Origin of the sequence: Methylomonas sp. MS20, from assembly GCF_050275925.1 — a bacterium.
Lineage (GTDB): Bacteria > Pseudomonadota > Gammaproteobacteria > Methylococcales > Methylomonadaceae > Methylomonas > Methylomonas koyamae_A.
In genome coordinates this window covers 4,217,728-4,242,080 of sequence record NZ_CP189962.1, presented here as the reverse complement: position 1 = coordinate 4,242,080, position 24,353 = coordinate 4,217,728, and the positions used below count along the sequence as shown (strand labels likewise).

Sequence of the window (24,353 nt, the reverse complement as noted above, 5' to 3'; positions counted from 1 at the left end):
ACCCTGGGAAACCAGGGTAGATAAAGAAATTAACGTAGCTGCATGACGCAGTACATCGCCCATTCGGCGCGGGCCAACAGCTCCAGATCCATCAAGCGCAGGATGCGCTGAATGTCGCTTCTCAAACCGGGGTCCGAGAGTTGACCGTGCAGATCCAGCAACAACCGCTTTTTGGCATGAATGTCGTCGCTATGCGCAACGTTCAGCCAGCCGTGCAAGGTTTTCCAAAAGTCGTGATTCATGATGACCTCCTTCAATGATTAAAAGGGGTCACCGAGTCCCGTGAGGGTGATGAACCCCAACGGGACAAACTAAACACACCAGGCTTGACGCACTTGGCACACGAGGCAAACGCTCATGCCGCTTAACAACGGAACGCCGGTCGAAACCGGATTCGGGATTCCACGAAGGGAATACCTGAACGATGCGGGTTTTGGATTGGACTTTTTTAAAAGCCCAGCCTAAAACCGACAGGCCTAAACTGAAGGATTCCATCAGGTCTCCGGCGTCAACTCTCGTAGCCGACCATCATCAATGAACATCCCGTAACCACCAGGGTTACAGGATGTCTTGAAACGCCCCCTCAAAACCAAAAGTCCACACCTGCCAGGTCTTTCAAGGCTTGAGCATCGAACGGCACTTCGGCATGTTTACCGTCGTCATCCCGGCAAGTTACGCGGACCCGCGTGGCAGACGGTTTACGATAGAGTTCCAGTGCCGCAGCCTGAACATCCGGTTGCAAGGCGTGCAGTGCCGCCTTGTAATCAATGGAACCCTGGCTTTGAAACCGGCTGATGCGTAGCCCGGAATGCTCCGCCGCTACGAAATCGCCCATCAACGCCACCAAGGTGTCTTCAATGAGTGACTGCTCGCCCTCCAAATGATTGATTTGGCTTTTGAGTTCCTGGATCGTCAACGCCCGTTGCCGATACGTCGCCGCCAGTTGCTGCCATTGCCGTTCCGCATGACCTTTGGGCAAGAACAAATCACGATCGGGATCCTTGATCGGCTCCTTTTTCGATTTGACCGCCGACCAGAAGTCCATCGCGGTATCGACCAACTCAGTGAGAAAGGTCTCATCGCGCTGAATTTCAAACTCGATGTCCTGGCCTTGGTGATAGAAAAACAAAAAGCCGCGTTGCGCTTCGGACACCAGCAGTTGTTGCTGGACTTGGCACCAATACAGTTGATAGGCCTCGGACGCTTCCCGATTCAACAGCACATCCAGAAACGTGGTCTCGTGGGGACATTTGATTTCCACGGGCTCATTCGCTTCGGATAAGCCGTCGAACGAAGCCCGCATCAAGGGATACTGTTCCGACTCGCCGCACAGCGGCAATAACATCAACTCGTGTTTATCCTCGAAACGTTGCAAAGCCTCAGGCTCTTGCTGGATACCGGCGCGGATCAACGGGTTGTTGTCCAGGCTAGCTTCCAGTACCAGGCCGATTTTCTCGGCCCAGAGCCGCCAAGGGGTTTTGTAAGGCGAACGATTCATGACGATGGCGGCTTCGCTGGCACTGACGCCTTGTAATCGCCATTGGCGCCAGGCGTCGGAACGTTGCGAAACGTCAATGACCTTCATCGCGAGAATCCGGTCAACTGCACCTGGCAACCAAAGCGCACCGTCTCGATACCGAGCTTGTGCAACTGGGTCTGGCAACGCCGGGCCCAATGGCCATCACCGAATAGCAACAGCATTTCGTCTTGCGCCGGTAGACAGACACCGCCAAAACTCTCGGCCAGTGTCGTTAGTTCTGGCTGGCTCAAAGGTTGCGGATTGGGTTCGTTGCTCTGGGGTCGCCAAAGGCGTTCCAGAAAACCTCGGCCGTGACGGCGTAACACCGTGGGTGAATCGTAACGTTGCCAGTCGGTATGACAGGGCACGCGGTTCAATGATTGATCGTTTGTATTCATGACCTCTCCTGATAAAAACAAAGAGCGTCATGTCCTACCCAGTGGGCGAAACAGGACGCCCTTGTGGGTGGTTAATGAATTGGGGATTACAGCGTTTTAAGCTGCGTGCCCCAGGGTTTGACGGGCCTGATTCATCGCCATGTCTTTCGCGGACAAGGGCGGAACGCCCATGTTGTCGGTTTGTTCCAGGGCTGGTGTTGCCTTGGGTTCAACTTGCGATACCTTGTCTAGCTCGACCAAGGCAAAGGTCAGATCGATGCCTTTGAACTTCTGGTGGGCATAGTCGTAGGCTGCTTTCCAGGCACCGGCTGCAGCGGTACGACGTACCAGTTCTGCGACGGCTTTTTGCACCTTGGGATGGATTTGCGACACGTCTATCACGTGCGGCGTTTGCTCGGGTGATCCGGCAAACCGATCATCAGCTTGGCCAACATCGGTTTCCCAATGCGTAGCCTCGCCATCGATCACCGAACTGTCGACAACATCGTCGAGCGTTTTGCCATCCATCTCCTCGGCGGCATAACCGCATTCTTCCGGAAAAGCTGCACGCAAGGACGCCGCTTTACCGCATTTGGCCAATTGCCCCTTGGGGCGTTTGATCCACATCGCGGTCGGCACTTGCGAGTGTTTACCGCCGGCGGTGCTATAGGCTTCAAGCCAATACACTTCCTCGGTAAAGGCACAACGCTTGCCGCTAACGATCCGGTAGACGGTAACCGCTACCCATTCGGGAAAGGTCACGGTGACACTGGATTCCTGCCATTGCTCGTTGTCGTCCTTGTAGCGCCCGGTAAAGGTTTTGGTGACATCGGGGCCCCAGACGGGTCTGTCCATGCCGGCCCAAACACCAGTTCTGGATGCGGTCGTCTGGATTTCCATGATGGACGGCCAGACGGTCTCGACATTGCGGCCCAAAGCAGCACTCCACATCGGCACGATATGCACCGGCTTTTTGAAGATGTCGAGCTTGCGGGCCTTGCAATAATCCAGCGCCATCAGAATGGCTTCCGGGGTTTTGGCCGTGGGAAAAGTGACTTCCGTCAGCACTTTCCAGGACTGTTCCGACAGGCCGTAGCTTTGTTGCACAACAGCCGGCATCGGCAGGTCGCGGGTTTTGGGTAAGGTGTTGCGGTTGTTTTGGCTCATGGTGAATCTCCTTCAATAAAAAAGGGAACGCCATTGCCCGCCAGGGAATGGAATTCCCCTGGGGGTTGAAATACCGAAACCTGAAAAGGGTCGGCGGTGTAACCGTTAAACCAACGAACGCCAATAATCAGCGCGTCGGGGTTTAATGGACGGGCATATCGCTATAGTCGTCATCCCAATCGGCGTCTTCGGGCGCCGCTGGCGATGATGACGAACCGTTGGCGGCTGCCGATGCGTTTGGGCGATCCAGCATCTGCAATTCAAAGGCGGCGATTTCGGTACGGTACCGCTTGTCATTTGCTTGGCCCCATTGCTGGGTACGCAAACGACCTTCGATGTAGATCTGGCTACCTTTGTGCAAATACTGCTCGGCGGTATCGGCGAGTTTTTTGAAAAACACCACTCGATGCCATTCGGTCCGCTCCTGTTTGCCGTTTTTTGGATCGCTCCAGACTTCGCTGGTTGCCAAACGGACGGCGACTACTTTGCCGCCGTTATTGGGCATAAAGCGAACATCCGGATCGGCGCCGAGCCGACCCAGCAAGATGACTTTGTTCACGCCGCGATTGGCCATGATGACATTCCTCCTGTCGGCCGCGCCCGACTCAACGATAACATTACCCAGCGGCGCGGCGATGGGCATGCCGGCCGTCGAATCCCCGCAGGGAATCGATACGCCCGGCAGGGTAAACACAATCAATAGTCACATCAGGCTTGACGCACCTGACACGCCGATGGAAAACCACCGTCGCCGCTTAAAAACGGAACGCCGACCGAAGTCGGATCAAGGCGATCATGAAAGACCCGCCGAGAAAGTCTGGGAAGAATCGGAAGGCTGAAGGCCAACCGATTCCATTGGCGGCTATTGAAGCAGAGATTTTTTGAAGTGTGCTTGCAGCTGATGACGAATTCGCCGTCGTCTGCGGAAAGGCTTTAAAGAATTTGGCATACGATCATGAACCATTCGTCCAAATCAGGAAACGGTCATGTCCGAAGCAGCTCCACAGCCAAAACCATCCTCGCGTCGCGCCATCAGTCGCCCGATATTCGAGCGCACGTTTAGCATCAACAGCGAACAAGCCATTAGGGTGATTCGTGATAGCTATCACCGACTGATGGTGTCCTTGTATGCGATTGACGTGATCCTGCGCATCATCGGCAGAGAGGAAACGGTCGATGAAATCGAGAATATTGTCAGTCAGATGATTAACGAATGCGCGGAGCAACTGCAGCAGGAAAAATGTCGACTGGAAAAACTCAAGGCTGACAACGGCATCAATGAAACGCCGACCTACACGCATCCCAGAGAATTTGTGGCCAAGATTGCGTCGCCCCAGATAGCCCAATTCGTCGAGTTGATTCGTTTGCTGGATCAATTGATGATCGTGATGGACACCTTGTGGCTGTGCCAGGTCATCTCCAACAAACATTGCATTGCAGCACGCCTAGAGTGGCAGCAGCGGTTACAGCGACTAGCCAATAAAATTGTGACGATGGAACGGCATGCGCATCAAGCCGCTTATGAACAAGGGCATGGAGAGGAAGTACGATTGGCCCGACAAGAATCTGGGCTGTTGGGTGAGCCAGCGAAACTTTCCACGGATGAGGACCCATTGGTCGATGAGATCGACTCGGATAAGGCGGGTGGGCAATGACAGTTAGTTCGGGTGAAATATGCTTGAGCGTTTCACTATCCGAACAGGAGGCTTGGGATTTGGCGCAATTTCTAAAGCGAGCTGGATTTGCTGATTTTCGAAGTAACGCAGTCGATGATGAGGAGGCTTATCGCATGATAGTGGCTGCGGAAAAGCTCAAAAGTAACTTGGCGGCAATTGGCTATAGCCCACGTTAGCAAGCAATTCCTCTGTTGTTAGAGTTTCGATCAATACAGTACTATCAGTGCTTTATTTTTATCCTCGAGATCAAGGATGTCCCAAGCAAAGCTGGCTTTCGATTATTCAATTAAAGATGCTGAGGAGCTTTTAGCTCATTTCGACGCAATCAACACCAACCCGCCCCCGGCAAACGCTGAGGTTTTAAAACGAGCAGGCCTAGTGATGGCGCTCACTGCCTGGGAAACTTATGTCGAAGATCGCATAACCGAAGCGATGAATATCCGTTTGGGAGCTGTGTCAGGCAGCTATGTCGGCGACTTCATACATAAAAAGCTGCATCAAGACCTTAAGCAATTTCATAATCCTAGCTCGGACAAAACCAAACGCCTTTTCCTAGAGTATGTCGGAATCGATGTAACCTTGGGTTGGACATGGGCCAATACCGATCCTGAGCGAGCTCGAAAGTCTCTAAACGACTGGATCTCAAAACGAGGGGATGCTGTTCATCGGTCGAAACCCATTAACAATGGCGCACCGCAAGCGCATTTGATACGACGTGACGAACTCGAAAAAGTCATTCGGTTCATCAAAGAATTAGTCAAAGCAACGGAAACATATTTGGATGCGAATCTCTAATCGCTACGTAAATAACGTTTTGCTCTGAATTATTGGGGCAACTCACCCTTTGTGCTATAAACTCTAAAATATAGAAAGATAATCCCGTTCTCTATTTGTTCGGCAGACATAGAGGGCGATGTGACCAGTAAAGGTCAATCTATTTTGGAGAATGCCGATGTCACAAACCACCCAACAAGGTGGAGCGTCCGTGTATGCGCGCGGACAAATTCCATCCACCGATCTCAGTTCGCTCATTCAATTTTTGGTGAAAGTTTTTCCACCATCTGGTGAAGATTCCGCTCACCCACTCGGTTGGTCTGTTTTAAAGTTTGATCCTGAAAAACACCGGCTCAGCATTAATACATACGGAATACTTCGGCGGCTTCTTGCTCTAAAAGAATTCCGTGAGGCATTCTGCCAAACACCCGATAGTGGATTTCTGCGTGATTTAGTCAATCCACCAAAAAATTTTACTGCGAAACTCGGCGGCCGGATTTTTCATGACAATATCACCGGTCTCTCTCAGGCCATTACTAAATTAAAACGCCTGATAGTTGATGATATTGAAAAACTCGAACTTTCGGCCGATAGCCTGTTGATCAAAGATCCCGAGGTGGCGTGCGAGGCATTATCCAAACTAACTGGGATTAAAGATTTTCTTAAAGAACTGCCGGCACAAATAGTAGCAATGGAATTTGCTAAAACTGACCGGTCTGCACAAGATCGCGATAAGGATGTTGCACGTGTGATCTCTGCCCAGGAAGAAATTCAAGCTGAAGATTGGCTTGATCGCATGGCATCCAGCATTTCAAATGCCCATGCTTATCGAGACGACGAGTTTGATAATGTTCAACAAGAAAAATTAATTGAAACGCTTCGGCAGGACTTTGATAAACAAGATAGCCAAGTGACTCGATTCTTGAATTTCCTTGAGGACGAAGCGTTGTCCCGCGTGCGATTGCGAGTCAGCTTCGCGATTATGGATAGTTTGGCTGCCCAAAAATCAAAGTCAGAGCATGCCAATGATCGGCGATTTGTTGATTATATTCATAGGGTCAATCAGCTATTCGAGCATTACGGAACTCCAGAATCGCCCCATTCACTGCACTTTGATCTTACACGCACATTTGGGTTGACTGCGGAATTCTCCATCGCAGATGAGCTCATTAAAGCGTTGTTCTACAACTGCCTGCCAGTCTGGGCAGAATGGAATACTCAACTATTTGAATCGCGTCGGGTTGATCCACAATCACGGGGCGTTTCTGTTGTTCGTGAAGTGAGTTATCGATTTCGGGTGAACGGCAAGGATCCGCGTAGTGAGATGGAGCCGGCTTTTGATGCCCGGCTGAATCGCTTGCGTGACATTCTTCTTAACGATTCCGTTAATGAAATATCGCCGTTTGTATTGCGCAGGAATCTTTGCGAGCTTGTCGTTTTATGGCTGGTTTTGAATCCCAGCATCCAATCATCAGACTTGATAACTGAAGCCCAGCAATTGTCTCTTCGATTGAGCGGGCAAGGCAGATTGGCAATTGTTGCGATGCTGGATGATTTGAGCTTATGGAGTCTCAACGTCAAGGAGCTAAGCAAAACACTGGTTGCCCTGTTACGTACCAGATCTAATAATGTCATTGCTCACGCGCAGCGATCAGTTGATGATTTATATTTGGTCGTTCAGCAGAGCGTGGTGGACTGGTCTTCCATAGAGCGATCCAAGGGTAGAGTACGCGATCCGTTAATCAAGCCAGCATCAGGCCAACCCGAAAATATCGAGTGGTTCAGACATATTCAAATTGCACGAAAACCGGATGAAGTGCCCGATGCCTTATTTTCGGTTCGTGTTCGGACGGAGTTGAATGAAAGGACGCTGGCCGAAAGGGACGATGAAAATAGTATTTTTCAAATTCACAGGGAGCTACCCAGTCAACTGTTGAATATTACCTGGAGACCGTTCCGGGTTGATGAAAATCAATATCCTATAACTAAGCTGTCTCGAGTCAAGATTGAGCCCCAGTGGCTCATGCCCGCGGGGATCGACATTTGGTACGATCCCGAGCGTTTGAAATACCGCAACCATCCAAAATATTCCGAAGAAGACAGTCGGCAGTATCGTGCCGCCGCAGCTACAGCAATGACTGTTCTGATTCATGTGGTGCTTCAGGTATTGAGTGAAAAACTGGTGTCCCAGGCCGAAAAACGGATGCCTGCGCTGATGATTCGTTTTCAACAGCAGGGTAAAACTGCGGCCAAGGATGAGGGAGATCATTGGATATATGCCATTTCACAAGCCGTCGAATCCGCATTGATGCGCGATTTTCCCGTGCGAATGCAAGGTCTTGTGGCGGATGGGCTCAATCATCATTACAAAGCCAGAGGGGCGGCTTTTGCATTATCGGCCGCATTTCCCCTGATTGTTGCAACCAGCCGCGTACCATCGGTTAATAAGGTTGCTACATTGGTTTATAGCACTCGACCTTGCGACGATCACCCGCAAACCAATGATACCGATGGCTTTGTATTTCGAGCAAAAACTTATTTTGCGGAAGCTGTTAATGAAACATCGGTCGGTTATCGTCTGTCTTTTGACCGCATGCAAACCCATGTTGTAGAAACACGCGATTCCTTCAAAAGCCCCAAACTCATCGTTGAAGAAGTCTCCAGGTTGCAATCGCTGGGTTACGAGCACATTATTCTGGTATCGAGCCATTTCGGTAACCGGCGTATCAATCGTTCGGCGCAGCGACATTCGCCACATACCCAAACGGCATTTCTTGACGAGGTGGCTTGTAAGTTTCCCCATGTTAGTCTGTACATGCTGCGGCGAGACGTATTTCCTGCAACCCGACTCCGCACGCGTAGTAAAGCCGAATCGGCGTTTGAGGCTGTGCGAATTTCTGACCACGACGAATTTGCCTTTGATCAAGGCGATGGCGTGCTCAAGCAACTTATCCCGGTCTATACCTTTGCAACCTTGGCAATTGTTGGCAATGACGATGCCGCTAGGCCGCAATCAGGCTTTTGCACCTATTTTTGGGACGCCGATTACCAGGTGAAAAACAGCGAGTGGAGGGAACGGGTTCGTTCAAATCTGCTAGGGTCTGGCAATAGCGTCCGTGATTGTCTATTGGCGGTTCTACGAGGATTGCATTTCCTGGAAGCTGAAAAGCAACCGGATGGTGGCGTCTTTAAACCGGTATTGGATCCCTTCGGTTGGGTGCAACCATCGTCTAGCGGTGCAGCAGGAGAAATTGAGGTCCAGCCTTCTAGTCGACGTAAAGGCAACATTTTGCTGTCATTACCGGCATTGTTGTCTCATGTCACTGAAAGCCTTCACAGTGGGTAATCGTCTTGCTTGATCCTATTCAACGACATTCGCTGTGGGGACAGACATTCGAAATTGCCGTCAAAAGAGGTGTGCTGACAGCTTTAATGGCGAGTACCGTTCAGGATCTGGATAGTCTTGATCTGACACCCTGGAAGGCATTGGATGCGGCTGATGTGTATGCCGCGCTGGCCAAAGAACTTCGAGAAGTCGATCAAAACCTGAAAGCCAGTACCCGTGAAACCGCGCGGCATCTTTTCGAGTTGGGAATGGGCTTAGGGCAAACAGCCATGCGGGAATATTTGCGAAAATTAAAGTCTGACGCTGAGGATTACCGCATCAAAGCGTTGTGGTGTCCATTACAACTGCCTCGGTTACAGGGCGACTTCGATGCCGAAAGAGAAGAAGCTTTGCTGGCCTGGGCTGCTGCCTTTGGACAAGAGCGGATTGAATCTGCTTTGGCGAATAAAGGCTTTCCAGCCAGAGCTGATTTCTTGCTATGGTTGGAGCCAAGTTACGATTCCTTGGGCCGCGAATTTCTGTGTCTCGAGTTTTCGCTAAACGGTTTGCCTGAAACGGCTGACTACAGCAAACCCGGTGCCCATTTGGAAGAACTCCGGCGTTTTGCATGGTTCATGGATACTCGCAGCGTATTTTCCAGAGTATGCGCTGAAGTTTCCGGGGAAGAATTTGTTCTGTCTCCCGACATCAAAAATCACTTACCTGCATTTACTGGTCGCGACAAGCCCCTGTACAAATTATGTCAGGCCGCTTCCTACGTCCACACCACTATGCGATGGCTGAAGAGCCAAGGGTTTGATGACAAGCCTTGTAATGCTCGTGCACTTTCCATCACCCAAAATGGCTTTGAAAGTTTGGCTGCCAGATTCTTTTCCAGGCATGAAGTCGATCCCAGAGTTTCCCTGCTAGAAAGTCTGGGTCGGGCCTATCGCGACACCGAAAAAGTGCCAGATTGCGATGAAGATGCGTTGAACGATCATATCAGACATGCGTTTGACAAAATTCGTAAGGCTTTACCCAAGGCAATCAGCAAGCAGTTTGTCGATATGCGCGAACTGCCAGAACCCGGCAAAAGCCTAGCCTTCAATTTTTCTGAAGACGTCGAGGGGTTTTTGAATCCTATGGCTACCATGCCCTGGCAAGAAGCCTTGTCTTGGGTAGATTCAGATTCGAGCATAGCCGATTTCCTCAAAGCCAATCCTCAAACGGCGATTTCGGCAACCCTTGCAGAGCGAGTCAAATACGGCCAATCTGTGCCATTACGCGATTTACACTCAGCAGCCGTCGTTGCCGGCATGCGATCGTCAGTATTGGGCCAAATGACTGTGTTGGGTCTTGAAGGGAATCCGGGCATCGGTAAAACCACGGCCGTTGTCAGTTTCCTTAAGGAATCCAGCGAAGGCTTTTTGTTTCTCTATGTCAGTCCCAGAGTCATTATCAATGACGATGTCACCGAAAATCTGGCAAGGGATAGAACCAACAATCAAACCAGCGGTATCCTGACGGTTACCACTAACTCGAAACTCATCGGTGCTGCCAAGGCCTGGTATGAAAAACAAGTGCAGGATGGCACGGTACCCAAGCGAATGGTCGATAGTGCTGTAGTGGCCGACGGGGTTGAAAACCTTAAACACCCAGACAACAGTACTCTGATTCTTTCGCCTGCCACAAAAGAGGCGCTGGAATTGACCCATATTGGTTCTAGTAATCGGAAACGAGCTGAAACCGAACGACAGGACAGAATGGAAGATGATAAACGGCCGGGCGTTTTAAAGGTGTTGTCTCTTGCGACACGAAATCTTCTGGCTGAAAACCCCTGTATCAATCGCGTTGTGCTGACCGCGGCTATCCAAGGTTATCGGGAATTGAGCGGTGAAAAAAGTACTTTGTCTGCTCTTGATAATCTATTTAAAAATCCGACTAACAAACAATCTGGAAAGCAGGAGCGACGGGAGTTTTCTCAGCGTATCCAAACCATTGTGGTCATGGTCGATGAATTGACCGGAGACGGTGCGGGTGCTCCGTTTATTCATACTGTCGCCCGATGGTTGGATCAGCAGTTCATTCGGCCTTTTGATCAAGAGCCTTTGTTTCGCGTGATTCTGATTGTATCCGATGCTTCTTTGGGTAATGAGATCGTTCTTGATCGTTATCTCAATAGTGGTAAACGCACCCCGGATAAGGTACTGGTTTCCAAAAGTGCCGGGAAAAGACCATTTCGATTGTCTGCCATGCCGGTCAGAATCGGTGGAAAACGCTTGCCGGTTCTGCACATCATGACAAACAGCTACCCGGCAACTAGGCTTTCCATAGATTATCGGGTTAGGCTGGATTTGATCAAGCCAGGTGAATTATCGGACGGAAGAATACAAACTGTGCGGCAGGCCATTGCCGAGCAACAAGGTGAAGCGATTATCGGTAATGTCATCCAGGAAATTAGGCGAGCGCTGGATTTAGGCGCAGACCAGGTTATTTTTTTCGCCCAAGACAAAGCCTTTCTTCGTTCGATCGAGACAGTGTTAGTCACCAGTGAAGATGGTGAGCCATTATTATCGGCATTGCAGGTGGCGATTCTGGATTCGAGTGTCACCGCTGCCAAACGCAAGACTCTGATTGCTGATGATAGGCGGGATACCGTAAAAGTGTTTTTGATGACATCGAGTGGGGCTCGCGGAGTCTCTTTCCCGAAAACTGATTGGATCATCGCTATGATTCCCCGCTTTGGTATCGAAGCGGCATTGATGGAAGTGGCTCAGTTGATATATCGGGGACGTGGAAAATACTACACGTCGGATAATGGCATGCTTTGCGATGATGGTGATTGGAAGGATCGCCGCTTAGTCATGCTCCTACAAGATTTTCTGCCACAGGATGAAGTTCCGGAGCCTCGACAATGGCTAAGGCAGGTCAGCGATCTCTTGACCTATCTGGTCATGCTTCGATCGACTATTTATACCCGCATTGTCGGTGATGCAGGCCTGGATAAACAGAATCTTGCCATGGTTCCAGTGGGCGGCATTGGTAGCGAAGAAATGTTGTCATTGATGAGTACACATGTTAGAGCGTTTTTGAGAGAAGCAGACGTATTTTTGAGGGAGTACTCGGCGGATGTGAATCGGCGTGGTTTGGTCGCCAATGCTCAAAGAAATACCCAGCGCTTGTTTTCGAAATTTTCGTTGGACGCGACAGCGCGATCTAAAGACTTTAAAAGCGTTGTTCGACTGGAGGATATTCAGAATTTTTCCAGACGCGCGAGTGCTGATAATGCACCTTTATTGATTTCGCCGAATGACGATCCCGATTGTTTACTGCCTGATCATCTCTATTGTATCGGCCCCTTTTGGCTGGAGCATTGGGAAAGTCTTGAGAAACAAGAGCGGTTTAACGTTGAAGGTTGGTCAACTGATGTCGGCCATCAAAGCGAAAAGTTATTTGGAGAATTGGGCCATATTTATAAGGATGAGACGTTGCCTTTTAAATTGCGACATTCCGCTGAAGAACTATTTCGAATACTGGCACGCAAAAAAGACGAGGCAACACGCGAATTTTCAACGGTCAAATCGCTTCAATCACCTTCAACCTGGATTGTTGTACCATTGGATTACCCCAGATTCTGGAAAAAAGATGCCAGTGGCAGACTCCCTTCGCTTGGCGATGATGAAATCGCTTGGAGGGATTCGCTGGGTGCCTGCATACCCACCACCGCTGAAATATTGCCCGTCATTCCACGCTATGCGGATATCCCGTATGCTGCGGCGATTGGTGAGCAAGATCCGGCAAGACTGGAGCTGATTTTTGATGATAGATATTTAGCAGCATCGAATGAGCTCAATTTATTGAATACAATTTTGTTGGCTCACTAACTAATTTCGATATTGCCAGATAAGACATCATCATTTGGTTTGAATAATTTATATTTGAGTGCAACCAGGTCCGGTTACCTGACTTCTACCCCCTGTTTTGGGAGTTACTTGAATCTGGGTGCTAATTCTTTCTTTTAGCGCAGAAACATGTGAAATGATTCCAATCATTTTGCCATCCTGGTGCAGACTCGAAAGTGTTTCAAGCGCGGTTTCAAGCGCTTCTTCATCAAGAGTTCCAAACCCTTCGTCCAGGAAAAGTGAATCCACTCGGACATTCTTGCTCGCCATATGCGATAGGCCCAATGCTAGGGACAGGCTGACGATAAAACTCTCGCCGCCGGAAAGGTTCTTTGTGGATCGAATCTCACCAGCCTGGTAGTTGTCGATCACGTTGAGTTCAAGTGGCTGAGTGGCATCACGAAGTAACAAATAGCGGTCAGTCATTTCCTGAAGTTGTCTATTGGCATGACCAATCATCATTTCAAAGGTCAATCCCTGCGCAAAATTCCGGTACTTCTTACCGTCCGCCGAGCCAATCAATTCGTGTAGGTTTTCCCACCTACGACACTCATTTTTCTGTGCCTCGATAGCCGTCTGCTTGTCGTTTACCTGCTCTTTTGCAGCCGTATTCTCGCTGAGCTTATGCTTGAGTCCGGCAATGATGTCCCGCAGCTCTTTCAGAGAGTCTTCGTGCTCCTTAAATTGGGGCTCGAGTTCTTCCAGCGACTTGTCGGTAATGTTGCGGGCCATTTCTGTGTCCAGGCGTGATTCCCTATCCTTCTGTCTGGCTTTCAAATCTATTTGCCGATCATCCAAATCCTTAGCTTTAGCCGCCAGCTCAGCTTTCAGTTCAGAAAATAGTATGGCTGCCAGAAACTGTTCTTCATTTGAAAAGCCCAAAGGTGCGAGCGCGGTGGAGAATTCAATTTCCAGCCTAGTCAGTTCCGGCTCTCGTTGGTTGATACGTTTTTTCAGAGATTCGCCATGGGCCTTCGCAGTATTCCAGTTTTGTTGGAGCTCATTGTGCCGTTCTCTAGCTTGTTTTTCGGCATCTTCGGCATCAGAAATCGCTTTGTTCAACCGGCGCTCCTCATCGTCGGGATTCTTGTTGCCGTAAAGTGCATTGCGCTCTTCATTTCCGGTGGCGAGTTCCTTTTTTATTGTCTCCAGACGTTCCCGCTTTTCGGTAAGGGCGGTGCTTTGAGTTTCGATAACCGCATCCAGCCGATTCACCTCTCTGTCAATGTCGGCAATCTGTTTCTCGATGTCCGCCTTTTTCTTGACCTGGGTCTGCCATGCCTTAAGACGCGCTCTGAGTGATTCGGTCAGTGATGAAATGTCCGTTTCAGGGATGTCCGCAATACCAAGCGGCTGGAGTTTGGTAGTAACGACTTGCCTGCGTTCGGCAAAATCGGCAAACAATTGCACTAGGCTGTCCTTAACCTCGGACAGAGCTTTCTCGGCAGACTTCTTGTCATTAGCCGCTACTGATTCCAGCTTTTCAGCCTCCGTCAGATTTTTGCGGGCCAGGCTTTCTACTTCTTCGAGTTTCTTGATAGCGGCTTCCTGATCCTCGGCTTTACTGATTAGCCTGGTCAGGTAGTCGATTTTCTTTTCGGTTTCATCGGGAACAGGGACATTCCCCTCCGCAAAAGGGTGCTCGGTTGCGCCGCAGAGTGGACAGGGCTTGCCGTCTTCCAGCTTTGCCCGATGATCTTCAAGCTCCACAATCTTCGTCAGGAAGGCCATTTCACGCAGCAGGGTTTCTTTCTCGGTGCGGTATTCCCGCAACAAGCGGTCCCCCAGTAGTTGGATCAAATCCTCTTTACCCTGCTGAAGCTGTTTCGAGGCGTCCTCCAACTCCTGCTTCCGAATGCCGGATTGCTTCTGACAGTCTTCGAGTGACTTTGCCGCCAGTTCCAGAGTCCTATTGGCGGTATCTTGAGCAGCCTCCTTTTGAACAATTTCATTTTGTTTGGAGAGCATGCCGCTCAGCTGTTCCTCAACACCAGCCAGGCCGCCGATCAGCCATTCATCCTGCGCATGCTCCTTGAGGTAGCCGCTCACAAGATCAAGCGTCCCCTGAGCCATGGAGCGTTTATCCTGTTCTTCAAGTCGGGCTCTTTTGTCAGTGTCAATCTTGGCCACCTCCTTCTTACAGTCTTCATCTCCTTCCGAAACAGCTTTTTTCTGATCGGCAAGCTTCTGATCCTGGGAGCGAACCTTCTGCAATATAGGCGCGGCCGTTTTCAGCTCTTCTTTTGCTCGGACGGTTTGTTGCTCAGCCGATTTCAGTACTCCGGCCTGTTCCTTGGCGGAGGATTCGATTCCAGGCAGAGCCTCTTCCTCGGTTTTCAATGCGGCTGTGTCATCAGTCTGCTGCTTACGGGTGGCAGTGAGCATCGCGTATGCGCCGTCCAGTGAGGCGGCATTCAAAGCCTGGTTGAGCTTTTCACGTTCCGGTTTGAACGTCTCGATATCGCTTAGCAGCTTACTCGCCTCGTCAGCCAGGTCGCCGATTTCCTTCTTCAGTCCATGGATGGTCGTGAGCCAGGCAATGGCTTTCCCGGTCTCAGCGGATTTAACCACAAGGTCTGTCTCTTCCTTCTGCTTTGTATTGAGTGCCTGACCAATCTCTTGTTCCTGTTCCGGTTCAAGAATCGCGATGCCTGCCGTTTCGGCCTGGAGCAGGTTCAGCTTTTCCCGCTCCTCACGCTCACGCGCATGTACACGGATGGATATCTGGCTGTAGATCTCTGTTCCCGTGATCTGCTCCAGAATCGGAGCACGATCATCCGGTGCTGCCTGAAGGAACGCTGCGAAGCCGCCCTGGGCCAACAACATGGAACGGGTGAAACGATCAAAGTCCATGCCGGTAGCCGACTCGATCTGGTCGGCAACCCCTCTGATCTTGGATTCGAAAATCTCGCCGGAATCGGCATTGGCAATTTCGTGCTTCGGGGCCTGGAGTTCTCCATCCGGATTCTTGCGTGCCCGGTGTTGGCTCCAGTGACAGCGGTAACGCCCAGATTGGGTTTCGAAGGTTACCTCGGCAAAGCATTCGCCGGTCTGGCGGGACATGATTTCGTTTCCACTCTTGGTGACCTTATTCAGGCGAGGCGTCCGCCCGTAAAGGGCGAGGCAAATAGCATCGAGGATCGTGGTCTTCCCAGCGCCGGTGGGACCGGTGATGGCAAAGATGCCATCAGACGCGAAGGCCGGGTGCATCAGGTCGATTTGCCATTCGCCGACCAGCGAGTTCAGGTTCTTGAAACGTACCAGCAGTATTCTCATCGACAGCCTCTCTATTCCGCCTGCACGTCGTCTTCATAGAGAGACGAGACCGTTTCCTGATATGCTCGAAGCAGCTCCGGACGCTGGTCTTCAGGCACCTCATGAACGGCGAGGCATCGTTCGAACACGTCGTTCACGTTCAAATCTTCGAGTGTTTCCTCTTCATGGATTTGTCCCAGCACCCGGTCGATGACACGGCTGTTCTTAATTCGGAGGATTTCCATTTGGGTGCCGGAAATAGCGACCTCCAGGCGTTCACGCAAGTCGCCAATAACCTCAGTGCCGTCGTAGATGACTTCGAGCCAGCCTTGGGAGCTAGTCGCCGAAAGTTCATGGATGCGATTTGAAACGCCTTTCCAATCTCCTTTGATTCGCTCCAACTTTTGAAACACTGGCACATCTAGTAGATGAACAGATGTATCCGTGCTGTGGAACTCCACCTGACAAATACTTTTCTGTTGAGTGGCTTCTCCGAACCCCATTGGCAAGGGGGAGCCGCTATAGCGTATGAATTCGGAGCCGTCAACTTTTTGCGGCACATGTAGGTGCCCTAATGCGGTGTAGTTAAACGACGGTGGAAAAATTCCAACAGTTACATGCGCCAAAGAACCAACATAAAGTTCACGCACGCCATCACCATCGACAGTTTTTCCACCTGCGGTAAACAGATGCCCCATACCAACGATGGGAATATTGGCACCAAGCTCGTCGCGCTTTTTTTCGGCTAGGGCGGCAACGGCTTCGTAATGATTACGGATACCATCAATCAGCTTTCGCTCCTTGTCTTCAACGCTCTCACCAGCTTCCGCCACGCGGATATCTCTGTCGCGGAGGTAGGGTACGGCACAGACAATCAATTCCGGCGTATCCTGATTATTCCTAAGCACAAGCACTTCGTCTTGTGGATCGGAAGTAGCGCTGCCGACCACATGAACATCGAGAGCCTTGAGCAGCTCCTTGGGGGCATTGAGAAATGACGGTGAATCGTGGTTGCCCGCAATCACAACGACATGCCGACAGGATGAAGCGGCTATCCTGCACAGAAATCGGTAGTAGAGCTCCTGAGCACGATTGCTTGGCGCGCTGGTGTCAAAAACATCACCCGCCACCAGCAGGGCGTCGATTTCATTTTGTTGAATCGTCTCAGCCAGCCAGGTCAGAAAAACCTCAAACTCTTCATAACGTTTTCTGCCATAAAGGGTCCGGCCAATGTGCCAGTCGGATGTGTGAAGGATTTTCATTGAACACCCTAGTTAATATCAAAAGCCGTCATCTTGTACTCCAATACTTTGGAGAAAAGCTAAATACTGATCGGTATCTATCTTAAGTTTTGAAATAATCTGCTGTGCAACAGTTTTCATTTCTGGGACTTCTATTGGAGAAGCACCACGCTCAAATCCTCCACACAAATGTGAGTATTCATTATTAACACGTTCTGTAAATATTGTCGGAATACTATCATCACCAAAAAACTTTAATAGTTTGTCGTCACCATCAACGCCATTTGGATATCTGTAATAAAGGTATATCTCCAAAAACTTTCTGGCATTATTCCCAAAATTATAAAAATCTTGGTAATTATCATCATCAATAAATTGAGCTGTTGCGCATTTATAAATCTGATGAAATAAATAATTGAATTCAGTAACATAGTTTTTCAAGTATCCAGGCATTAGAGATATTTGACTTATGTCACCTGAACGCTCCAACATAAAAAACTCCCTTATCTTTTTTCGCTTATCGCCTTTGCCTGTATAGTCATTAGATATTCTCTTGAGGTATTTTAAGAAATCGAGGTTATGTGTGGAAATAAACAACTGCAAAAAATTTTTCGGCTTCACAATTGCAGCATTGATGAGGCTATAGACAAAAAAGATATGGTTTGAATCCAGACTGGAAATGGGATCATCAATCCAGATAATCGGTTTATGACCTTTAGTCTCAATATCCTCTAGCTTTGCCATGAAGTAACAGAAGGCTATCAGGCTACATTCACCTTCACTAAGATGGAATGCTTTTTGACTGTTCCGAGTTACTTCAAACCGGTATCCCGACGACGCATCCCCGGAAGTTCCTTCAATAGCTTTGAGCGAAAGTGACTGGTGACCAAAGAAATTATTCAAATAGTCGTTTACCCGGTCAGCCCCCTTGCTTTCATCCTTCAACTGGGCCTTCAGTTCCCCAATCTCAGCTCGTTTTGTTCTCACCTTTTCCTTTGCAGTGTTTTTAGCTTCCTCTGCTTTGCCCTTTGCCTCATTCAACGCTTCAATAGCTGTGCATTCATTGTCATAATTTATGATGTTAATGAATGTATGAACTTCATGGAGGCGGAGAGCAGCGCGAGCTTCCGATTGGTCGGCGCTAAGCGAAGTAGTGAACTGGTTTGATTCGTTTCTGAGTTGCTCATACGAATCCCTAACCGCATTCAAAGCATCTTCAACAGACTCAGGCGGATCAAATTCGAGAGGTGTAAAAATATCGTCTTTTCGTTTTTGGACCTGTTCTTTTATGGAATCCAGACTTGCACAGTAAGAAGTTGATTGGACTGATAACTGTTCTGCCAGCAAATCCAAGTTAGAGGTGAAATTAGAATAGAAATCCGAATTCTTGATTTTCAGTAGATTGGGAACTCGTGACCGCTCACGTTCAATCGATCCAAGCAGGTTATCGAGTGCTTGCCGAAGCTCTTCAGACTCCTGATTGAAATGTTTGTCCAGCTTCTCCCATAAATCTGAAGGAAGGTCGCTACCACAAAATGCACACTTATCTCTTTTCTCTTGATGATGTCCCCGACCAGTCCTCACCCACGTCGCCAACGCCGCATCGTTTAGCAATTCCTGAATTGGGTCAGACGCCTGAATCTTTTTTTCAATTAGCTCTTTAGCCTTTGATGTGGTAGCAGAGTATTGAAGATTAAATGATGACGATTCCGGGATCTCCGGTTTAGGTTCTTCTCTAAGGAGGTCATGAAACTTGCCTACCTGCTCATCAGTAAGCGGGGAATAGGTACCTTTGGTAACAGTCGTGATGTCTGTTTTTATCTTGGGCACATTGTAGTTGGCATCTCCAAACGATTTATTGTGCTTAATTCCGATGCCTGCCTTATTGGCTTTGTCACGTAACTTTCCTTCCAATTCTGACGACTTATCGCCATGGGCTTTTCTGGCTTCGATGAATTTTTCCTCAGCACCGAGAAGTTCCCCCAGCAGTCCTGACTTATCCTCTTCGTTACCAAGTTCGGCTTCATGCTTTTCGATTTCTTCCTCAAGCTTTGTATTGTCTTCCCCCAAGATAGCGAACGAGTTGATGGTCTGCTCGTCATCAACGATGAAGCGTAGGTTGTCTCTGACAAAGTCTTCATTGAAAACCCTAACCACTTGACCATGGCTATTCAATGCGTTTTGCGTGGCATTGCTGCCGCTGTCAAAAGACAGCTGAAATTCAGGTGCGCTATATTTGTTTGAGATCGAACCGGTTTCGAGAGCTCTAAAAATCCGTGATAGCGTTGTTTTACCGGAATAGTTGCGCCCATATAGAATATTGATCTTCTTAAATTCGGCAACGTTATTGCCGTCATCTCTTACGGATGACGTCCAACGAAAGTCATGAAAGACTGCCATATTTTTTATGAAATCAATTTTCTTTATTCCTTCGCTCATTAAACTACCTCCATTTATTGACTATTTTTAATAATGGTCACCTCAAACGCCTTACACGGCCTAAACTGCTGCAGCCGATTAGCAAAGGCAAATGCGTCGTTCATGTCGTAGTGCTGAAATATATCTAGGCCCCGATCTAAGGAGATCTTCCAGCCATGGTCGGTAATGATGTGGCGGGCATGGATTGTGCCGGAAGCATCGAACTCCCATGTGAAGTTGATGCCGATAGCGCTAGCGGATTCTTTCATTTTTTCGAAATTGTCCTGCTGTTGCTCGCTCTTAAATTCGTCTTCCGTAGTGACCAGATGGACAGCCACTTCGTCTTCCTGCGCTTTATGTTTAACCACAGTTTCCAGGAATTCCATGAAATTTCTGATTTGGTAATACAATCGGATGTATGGGTCGGTAACTGTAATTTTGGTTGCCCCTTTCAGATAAGGTCCCAGAAGCGTATCGAATGAGATGCCTTTTTGATTTTCCTGAAAAGTGAGATGCTTTTCCTTTAGTTCAATTTCTTTGGGGGCTGTGGATTCTTTTGAAGCCGTTGAGACCTCGTCTAATCCAAATTCAGGAGTTTTGGCGTTTTCGCCATCAGTGACGGTTTTATGGTAGTAGTGAGGATATTCCCGCTCTTCAAGGGTTGTGACTAGATGGGATTCTCCGCTTGAATCTAAATATGAAAAGCAAACGTTGCCGTAGGTGGAATCGATCCGCATTAGTTGGTCTTTGACGCGTTTTCTTCCTTCGATAGCGAATCGCAGTAGATCCTCAATTTCTTCCTTAGAGGCACCTCCATGCGGGAACAGTATCTTCATCAGGCCTGAGAACGTTTTATTGATACCGTCACGATCCCTCGTCGATATATCCGATGACAGCGTAAAGTGCTGTTGGTAACGATCTGAATAATCGTGATTTCGCAAAGAACGAAGGATTTCAGCCAGATAGTCCACTACAAATCCATAACCGTTGGAAAACATCTCGCCACGGATAATATCGACTTCCCAGCCGGGTATATAAAAATGGATGCGATCCAGGAAAGCGGAGTCGTAAAACTTATCTGGCAGTTCGTCGAACAAATCCGAATGTTTAAGCATGTAGGGAACGGTATGCTGAGTATTGCCTACAAACACCATAGAGGCCTCAGCACCGAGTGTTTCGACACCCCGTGAAAACGACTTGTTGGCCATGTAATTTTTCATGATATCAACCAGGGCCTTGTCCACTCGCTTTTGCTTGCCGGCAAATTCGTCAAAGGCGACACAGTCCCAGTAACCAACCAGCCCGATTTTGCCAGAGGAGTTGTTCACGAACAGCTTTGGAACTGTAACTTCCCCTCCCGATATCAGAATTCCGTGAGGTGAAAACTCCGAGTAGATGTGGGATTTACCGGTACCCTTAGGGCCAAGTTCAATCAAGTTGTAATTACGTTCGCAGAAGGGAATCAAACGGATCAGTTGGGTCAGCTTACTGCGTTTGCCGAACATTTCCGGATTAAATCCTACGCTTTGAACCAATAGATCGATCCACTCTTCCGTTGTGAATTGCTTGCGTGCTTCAACGTAACTATCAAAATCCAAATGAGATAGCTGGATGGGTTTTAAGGTCGACAAAATCCAAGGGCTGGCGTTTTTGTCTTCAGTGAATTCGTACTCTAGGTCGGCAATGCACCATATACCGCTGACCAGTAACTTTGGATGGGCCTTAACTGTTCGCGAATCAATTAATACTTGCTTGAGACCTAGATTAGAGAATTCCGCTTCATACACATCGGCTTTATCATTTAATGCCGCGCTGATTTTATCGATAACTTTGTAGCGCCCTTTTTCCTTGATATTCGAACGTACCAAACCGGCCTCATTGCGATGCACATAATGCTTGCGCAAAATCTCTTTGACCGTTTCGATGCCGGTTTGAATGGTAGCGTCATCACTGGTAGCGCAATATTGCCCAAGTAAATATTCCAAAACATAAGAGGGAACAATGGCATTGCCCTTAACCGTTTTGACGAGATCCTTTCGGACAACAAGTCCAGGAAAATGGGTATTGATTTTCTGATCCAATTCGTTCATCGGGTATTCGTCCCTTTAAAAATCAAAATCGCTGGTAAATGAGCGTCGCATCATATATCGGAGCGACTTGTATTCCTTGTAGTGGGAAGTACCAGCGTGCTTTTCCTCCAGTCTGAGAATGACTTCTTGGCCATTCGCTTCATCCGCTTTGCGGCTGAGCACGAAACGCAGTTGTAACTCCCGCTCCCGCGGGTTTTCCGATGTCAAATCGAACACGAGATCATGGCTGTCCGAGATCAATTCTCCGGTTTCGGAATAAATCCCTGCACGCAATACCCTGGGTTGAATTTTGTCGGTTACTGGACCTGCCTGATAGAGCGTGACAGCTAATTGTCCAGAGGTGATCACCGAGCTCGCACCACGCAAAATATCGACCTCAACAGCGGTCACGTCGCTCTGGCGTTTTTTGTTGATCTTAATGACCGGGATCACCACCTCCTGCAGCGACGCACCGCCATGCACAAAACGACTACCGGATCCTTTCAGTCTCAGACGATTAATCGATTTCGGGATTTGCACTTCGACATCCCCGCATAATCCAAGCTGGTCAGCTTTAAAGGTATGCAACCCTGGCGAAAGCTTTAATTTTTTGCCGAGGATAAAGCGCCTATCACGATACAAGATGACTTCACCTTCCGGCTCACCACTCAAGAAATCACTCTCAGCAATTTCACGGTGTTGATAAATGAAACCGTGATCTGCAGTGATCAACAAGTTATTGGCATTGGCGGCTGTCAGCTTTTTAACCAGCTTTAAAAGATCATCCAATGTGTGTTCTGCCGCTTCGAAGGCTTGGCCTTCCGAGTGCATCTTGTCACCCGTATGATCAATCCGGTTATGGTAGATATACAGCACTTGATTGGCTTTCAACAGTTCCCGGCTATCGTCGCGGTTCATGGCCATAAAATCTTCAGCCGCAATGGCTTGCCCACTACCGTTCAAGGCCATCTGCAGAATTTTTGTCCGGTTTGCCGTACCCTGCGAACTTTGCCCATCTACCAACACCGTACCGGTTTCGTTGTCGGCAATCGCTAATTCCTTATTGGGTAACAAAGCGGCCATGCCCAGTTGCGTATAACTAGGCAGCATGGAAAGCGCCGGCTCGATCTCGGCACTATATCGATCTTCCTGGCGAATGAGGCTAAGCAATTCTTCGCCAATCTCATAGCGCATGGCATCGGAGATGATCACACAGACCTTATTGTCCTTGCGCAGGAACGGTCGCACCCAATGCTCGAAGAACTCACGTTGTCTTCGTACTGGAGATGCTTCCCATTTGATTGCGGAATCAACCACGGTTTGAAAACTATCGCCCAGCTTAAGTAAATAGTTATTCGAATACAGATTTTCAATTTGCTCGGTCAGCGTCTCCATCAGGGAAGCTTGCCCCGACATTCTTACATGGACGGTGAATTTGCGATAAAGCTGATCAAGCCGATACCATGCGCGACAATAGCGCTCGACACCGCTCGCTAAACTGTCCACTTCAAGATTGACCTCTCCCAAAACTTGTAAAAACTGGGCGGCGAAATCGATAGCCTCATAAAGGTGCCGGAACTCCCGATACCAATGACCTTGCCGACGTTGGCGAACCCAAAGAGCCACATCGCCACTGGACAGCGTCCGTGAAGCCACCGCCCGTACCAAATCGCTGATGATCTTTTGGTCAATCAGACGAAAATAATCGAGTTCTATCAACTCGGGAAGATCGCGTTTGGCTAGGTCTTGCTCAATATTGAGTACATCAGCGCATTCGGCGGATAGCGTTTCGAAACAGCTTTCAAACTCACGACTGTCTTTCCAACGTTTCAGAAACACCAAGGCATCGCCAGTCAGTTTGACTTGGCCGTCAGTGCCCATGGCATAGCATGACTTGAACAATTCAATCGCAAAGTCACGGATGCTGGGTTCGTCGGATGGGTAGCCATAACACCGGGTCAATTGTTCCCAAAGAAAGCCATCCAATGTGCATCGGCCAATCAACTTGATTTTATCGTCACGGCCCTCGGCTAATTCCTGCAGCAAGTTTTCTACAACGGAATCCATGCGAGGCTCACTGCCTGCGCAAACCGCCAGCATTTTTAAACGAATTTGTCCGGGCGTGTCGTCGCCACGCAGCATTTTTTTGAGAGCGTCCTTACGTTTGACTGCTTGGAAAAATTCAGCATGGTTTTGCACCACATCAGCGAATTCCAAGCCTAATTCCAGCTCGGACAACCAAATTGCCACCTGGTCAGTCCGAAATTCACCATGTGCCAATTGCACATCCAACAACCAGTTATCTAACTCGTCGGGCTGAGGGCCATCGCGATAAAGCAAGAACTTTTGCTCGGGTTTCTCGCGCAAAATTCGATATTTGATGCCGAACTCGTTATTGGTAAGTTCCAGCTTTTGGATGCCAGGCAGCGACAACGTATCGAAAGCGTCGCGTAGTTCCTGTTTGGCGTCGTACCAAAATACGATTCGGTGCCGGTTGAAGAGTTTTGCGAGGGCCTGAGCTATTCGATCACTCATAAAATAATTTCCTTAACTACGATGGGATACATAAAGCAATACGTAGCTAAAGTTTTCAAGGGATGTCGCACTCTCTTATTGATCGCTTTTATAGA

Annotated in this window: 15 protein-coding genes; 5 read left to right on the top strand and 10 right to left on the bottom strand. The window is 48.9% G+C overall.

Features of this window, described 5'->3' with window-relative positions; translation table 11 throughout:
- Positions 1–29 precede the first annotated feature (29 nt).
- The 5 genes from ACQE3D_RS19005 to ssb form a co-directional block, all read right to left on the bottom strand.
- Positions 30–242 (bottom strand): hypothetical protein, encoded by a 213-nt coding sequence (locus ACQE3D_RS19005; protein ID WP_313730892.1) that lies wholly within the window; start codon positions 240–242, stop codon positions 30–32.
- 341 nt (positions 243–583) lie between these two features.
- Positions 584–1,585 carry a YqaJ viral recombinase family protein gene (locus ACQE3D_RS19000; RefSeq protein WP_313730893.1) on the bottom strand — a complete coding sequence of 334 codons (1,002 nt, stop codon included), beginning with the start codon at positions 1,583–1,585 and terminating at the stop codon, positions 584–586.
- Positions 1,582–1,917, bottom strand: coding sequence for a hypothetical protein (locus tag ACQE3D_RS18995; RefSeq protein WP_313730894.1), 336 nt, complete (start codon positions 1,915–1,917; stop codon positions 1,582–1,584). The genes ACQE3D_RS19000 and ACQE3D_RS18995 overlap by 4 nt, the downstream gene beginning before the upstream one ends.
- 96 nt (positions 1,918–2,013) lie before the next feature.
- Entirely contained in the window at positions 2,014–3,063 is a 1,050-nt protein-coding gene (bet, locus tag ACQE3D_RS18990; RefSeq protein ID WP_313730895.1) for a phage recombination protein Bet, read from the bottom strand.
- Between the two features lie 142 nt (positions 3,064–3,205).
- Positions 3,206–3,757 (bottom strand): single-stranded DNA-binding protein, encoded by a 552-nt coding sequence (ssb, locus tag ACQE3D_RS18985; RefSeq protein WP_409521135.1) that lies wholly within the window; start codon positions 3,755–3,757, stop codon positions 3,206–3,208.
- Positions 3,758–4,049: 292 nt separating this feature from the next.
- Between ssb and ACQE3D_RS18980 the strand changes: the two genes are divergently transcribed.
- The 5 genes from ACQE3D_RS18980 (at position 4,050) to ACQE3D_RS18960 (ending at position 12,722) form a co-directional block, all read left to right on the top strand.
- Positions 4,050–4,718, top strand: coding sequence for a hypothetical protein (locus ACQE3D_RS18980; RefSeq protein ID WP_427551220.1), 669 nt, complete (start codon positions 4,050–4,052; stop codon positions 4,716–4,718).
- Positions 4,715–4,915, top strand: coding sequence for a DUF7706 family protein (locus ACQE3D_RS18975; protein WP_427551218.1), 201 nt, complete (start codon positions 4,715–4,717; stop codon positions 4,913–4,915). Before ACQE3D_RS18980 ends, ACQE3D_RS18975 begins: the two co-directional genes overlap by 4 nt.
- Before the next feature lie 76 nt (positions 4,916–4,991).
- Entirely contained in the window at positions 4,992–5,534 is a 543-nt protein-coding gene (locus ACQE3D_RS18970) for a HEPN domain-containing protein (protein WP_313729491.1), read from the top strand.
- Positions 5,535–5,691: 157 nt separating this feature from the next.
- Positions 5,692–8,859 (top strand): hypothetical protein, encoded by a 3,168-nt coding sequence (locus ACQE3D_RS18965; protein ID WP_427551216.1) that lies wholly within the window; start codon positions 5,692–5,694, stop codon positions 8,857–8,859.
- 5 nt (positions 8,860–8,864) lie between these two features.
- Complete coding sequence (locus ACQE3D_RS18960) at positions 8,865–12,722, top strand: hypothetical protein (RefSeq protein ID WP_427551215.1); 3,858 nt, start codon at positions 8,865–8,867, stop codon at positions 12,720–12,722.
- A gap of 48 nt (positions 12,723–12,770) precedes the next feature.
- Here ACQE3D_RS18960 and ACQE3D_RS18955 read toward each other — a convergent pair whose 3' ends face one another.
- Genes ACQE3D_RS18955 through pglZ form a run of 5 tightly spaced genes read right to left on the bottom strand, consistent with a single transcriptional unit; the run spans position 12,771 to position 24,258 of the window.
- Positions 12,771–16,016: an AAA family ATPase gene (locus tag ACQE3D_RS18955; protein ID WP_427551214.1), complete on the bottom strand. Its 3,246-nt coding sequence runs from the start codon at positions 16,014–16,016 to the stop codon at positions 12,771–12,773.
- An 11-nt stretch (positions 16,017–16,027) separates the two neighbouring features.
- Complete coding sequence (locus ACQE3D_RS18950; RefSeq protein ID WP_427551212.1) at positions 16,028–17,257, bottom strand: exonuclease SbcCD subunit D C-terminal domain-containing protein; 1,230 nt, start codon at positions 17,255–17,257, stop codon at positions 16,028–16,030.
- An 18-nt stretch (positions 17,258–17,275) separates the two neighbouring features.
- Complete coding sequence (locus tag ACQE3D_RS18945; RefSeq protein ID WP_427551210.1) at positions 17,276–19,675, bottom strand: AAA family ATPase; 2,400 nt, start codon at positions 19,673–19,675, stop codon at positions 17,276–17,278.
- Positions 19,676–19,689: 14 nt separating this feature from the next.
- Positions 19,690–21,744, bottom strand: coding sequence for a BREX system Lon protease-like protein BrxL (gene brxL / locus ACQE3D_RS18940; protein WP_313729497.1), 2,055 nt, complete (start codon positions 21,742–21,744; stop codon positions 19,690–19,692).
- A 15-nt stretch (positions 21,745–21,759) separates the two neighbouring features.
- A complete protein-coding gene (gene pglZ, locus ACQE3D_RS18935; protein WP_427551209.1) occupies positions 21,760–24,258 on the bottom strand; it encodes a BREX-1 system phosphatase PglZ type A in 2,499 nt (832 codons plus the stop codon).
- Positions 24,259–24,353 lie beyond the last annotated feature (95 nt).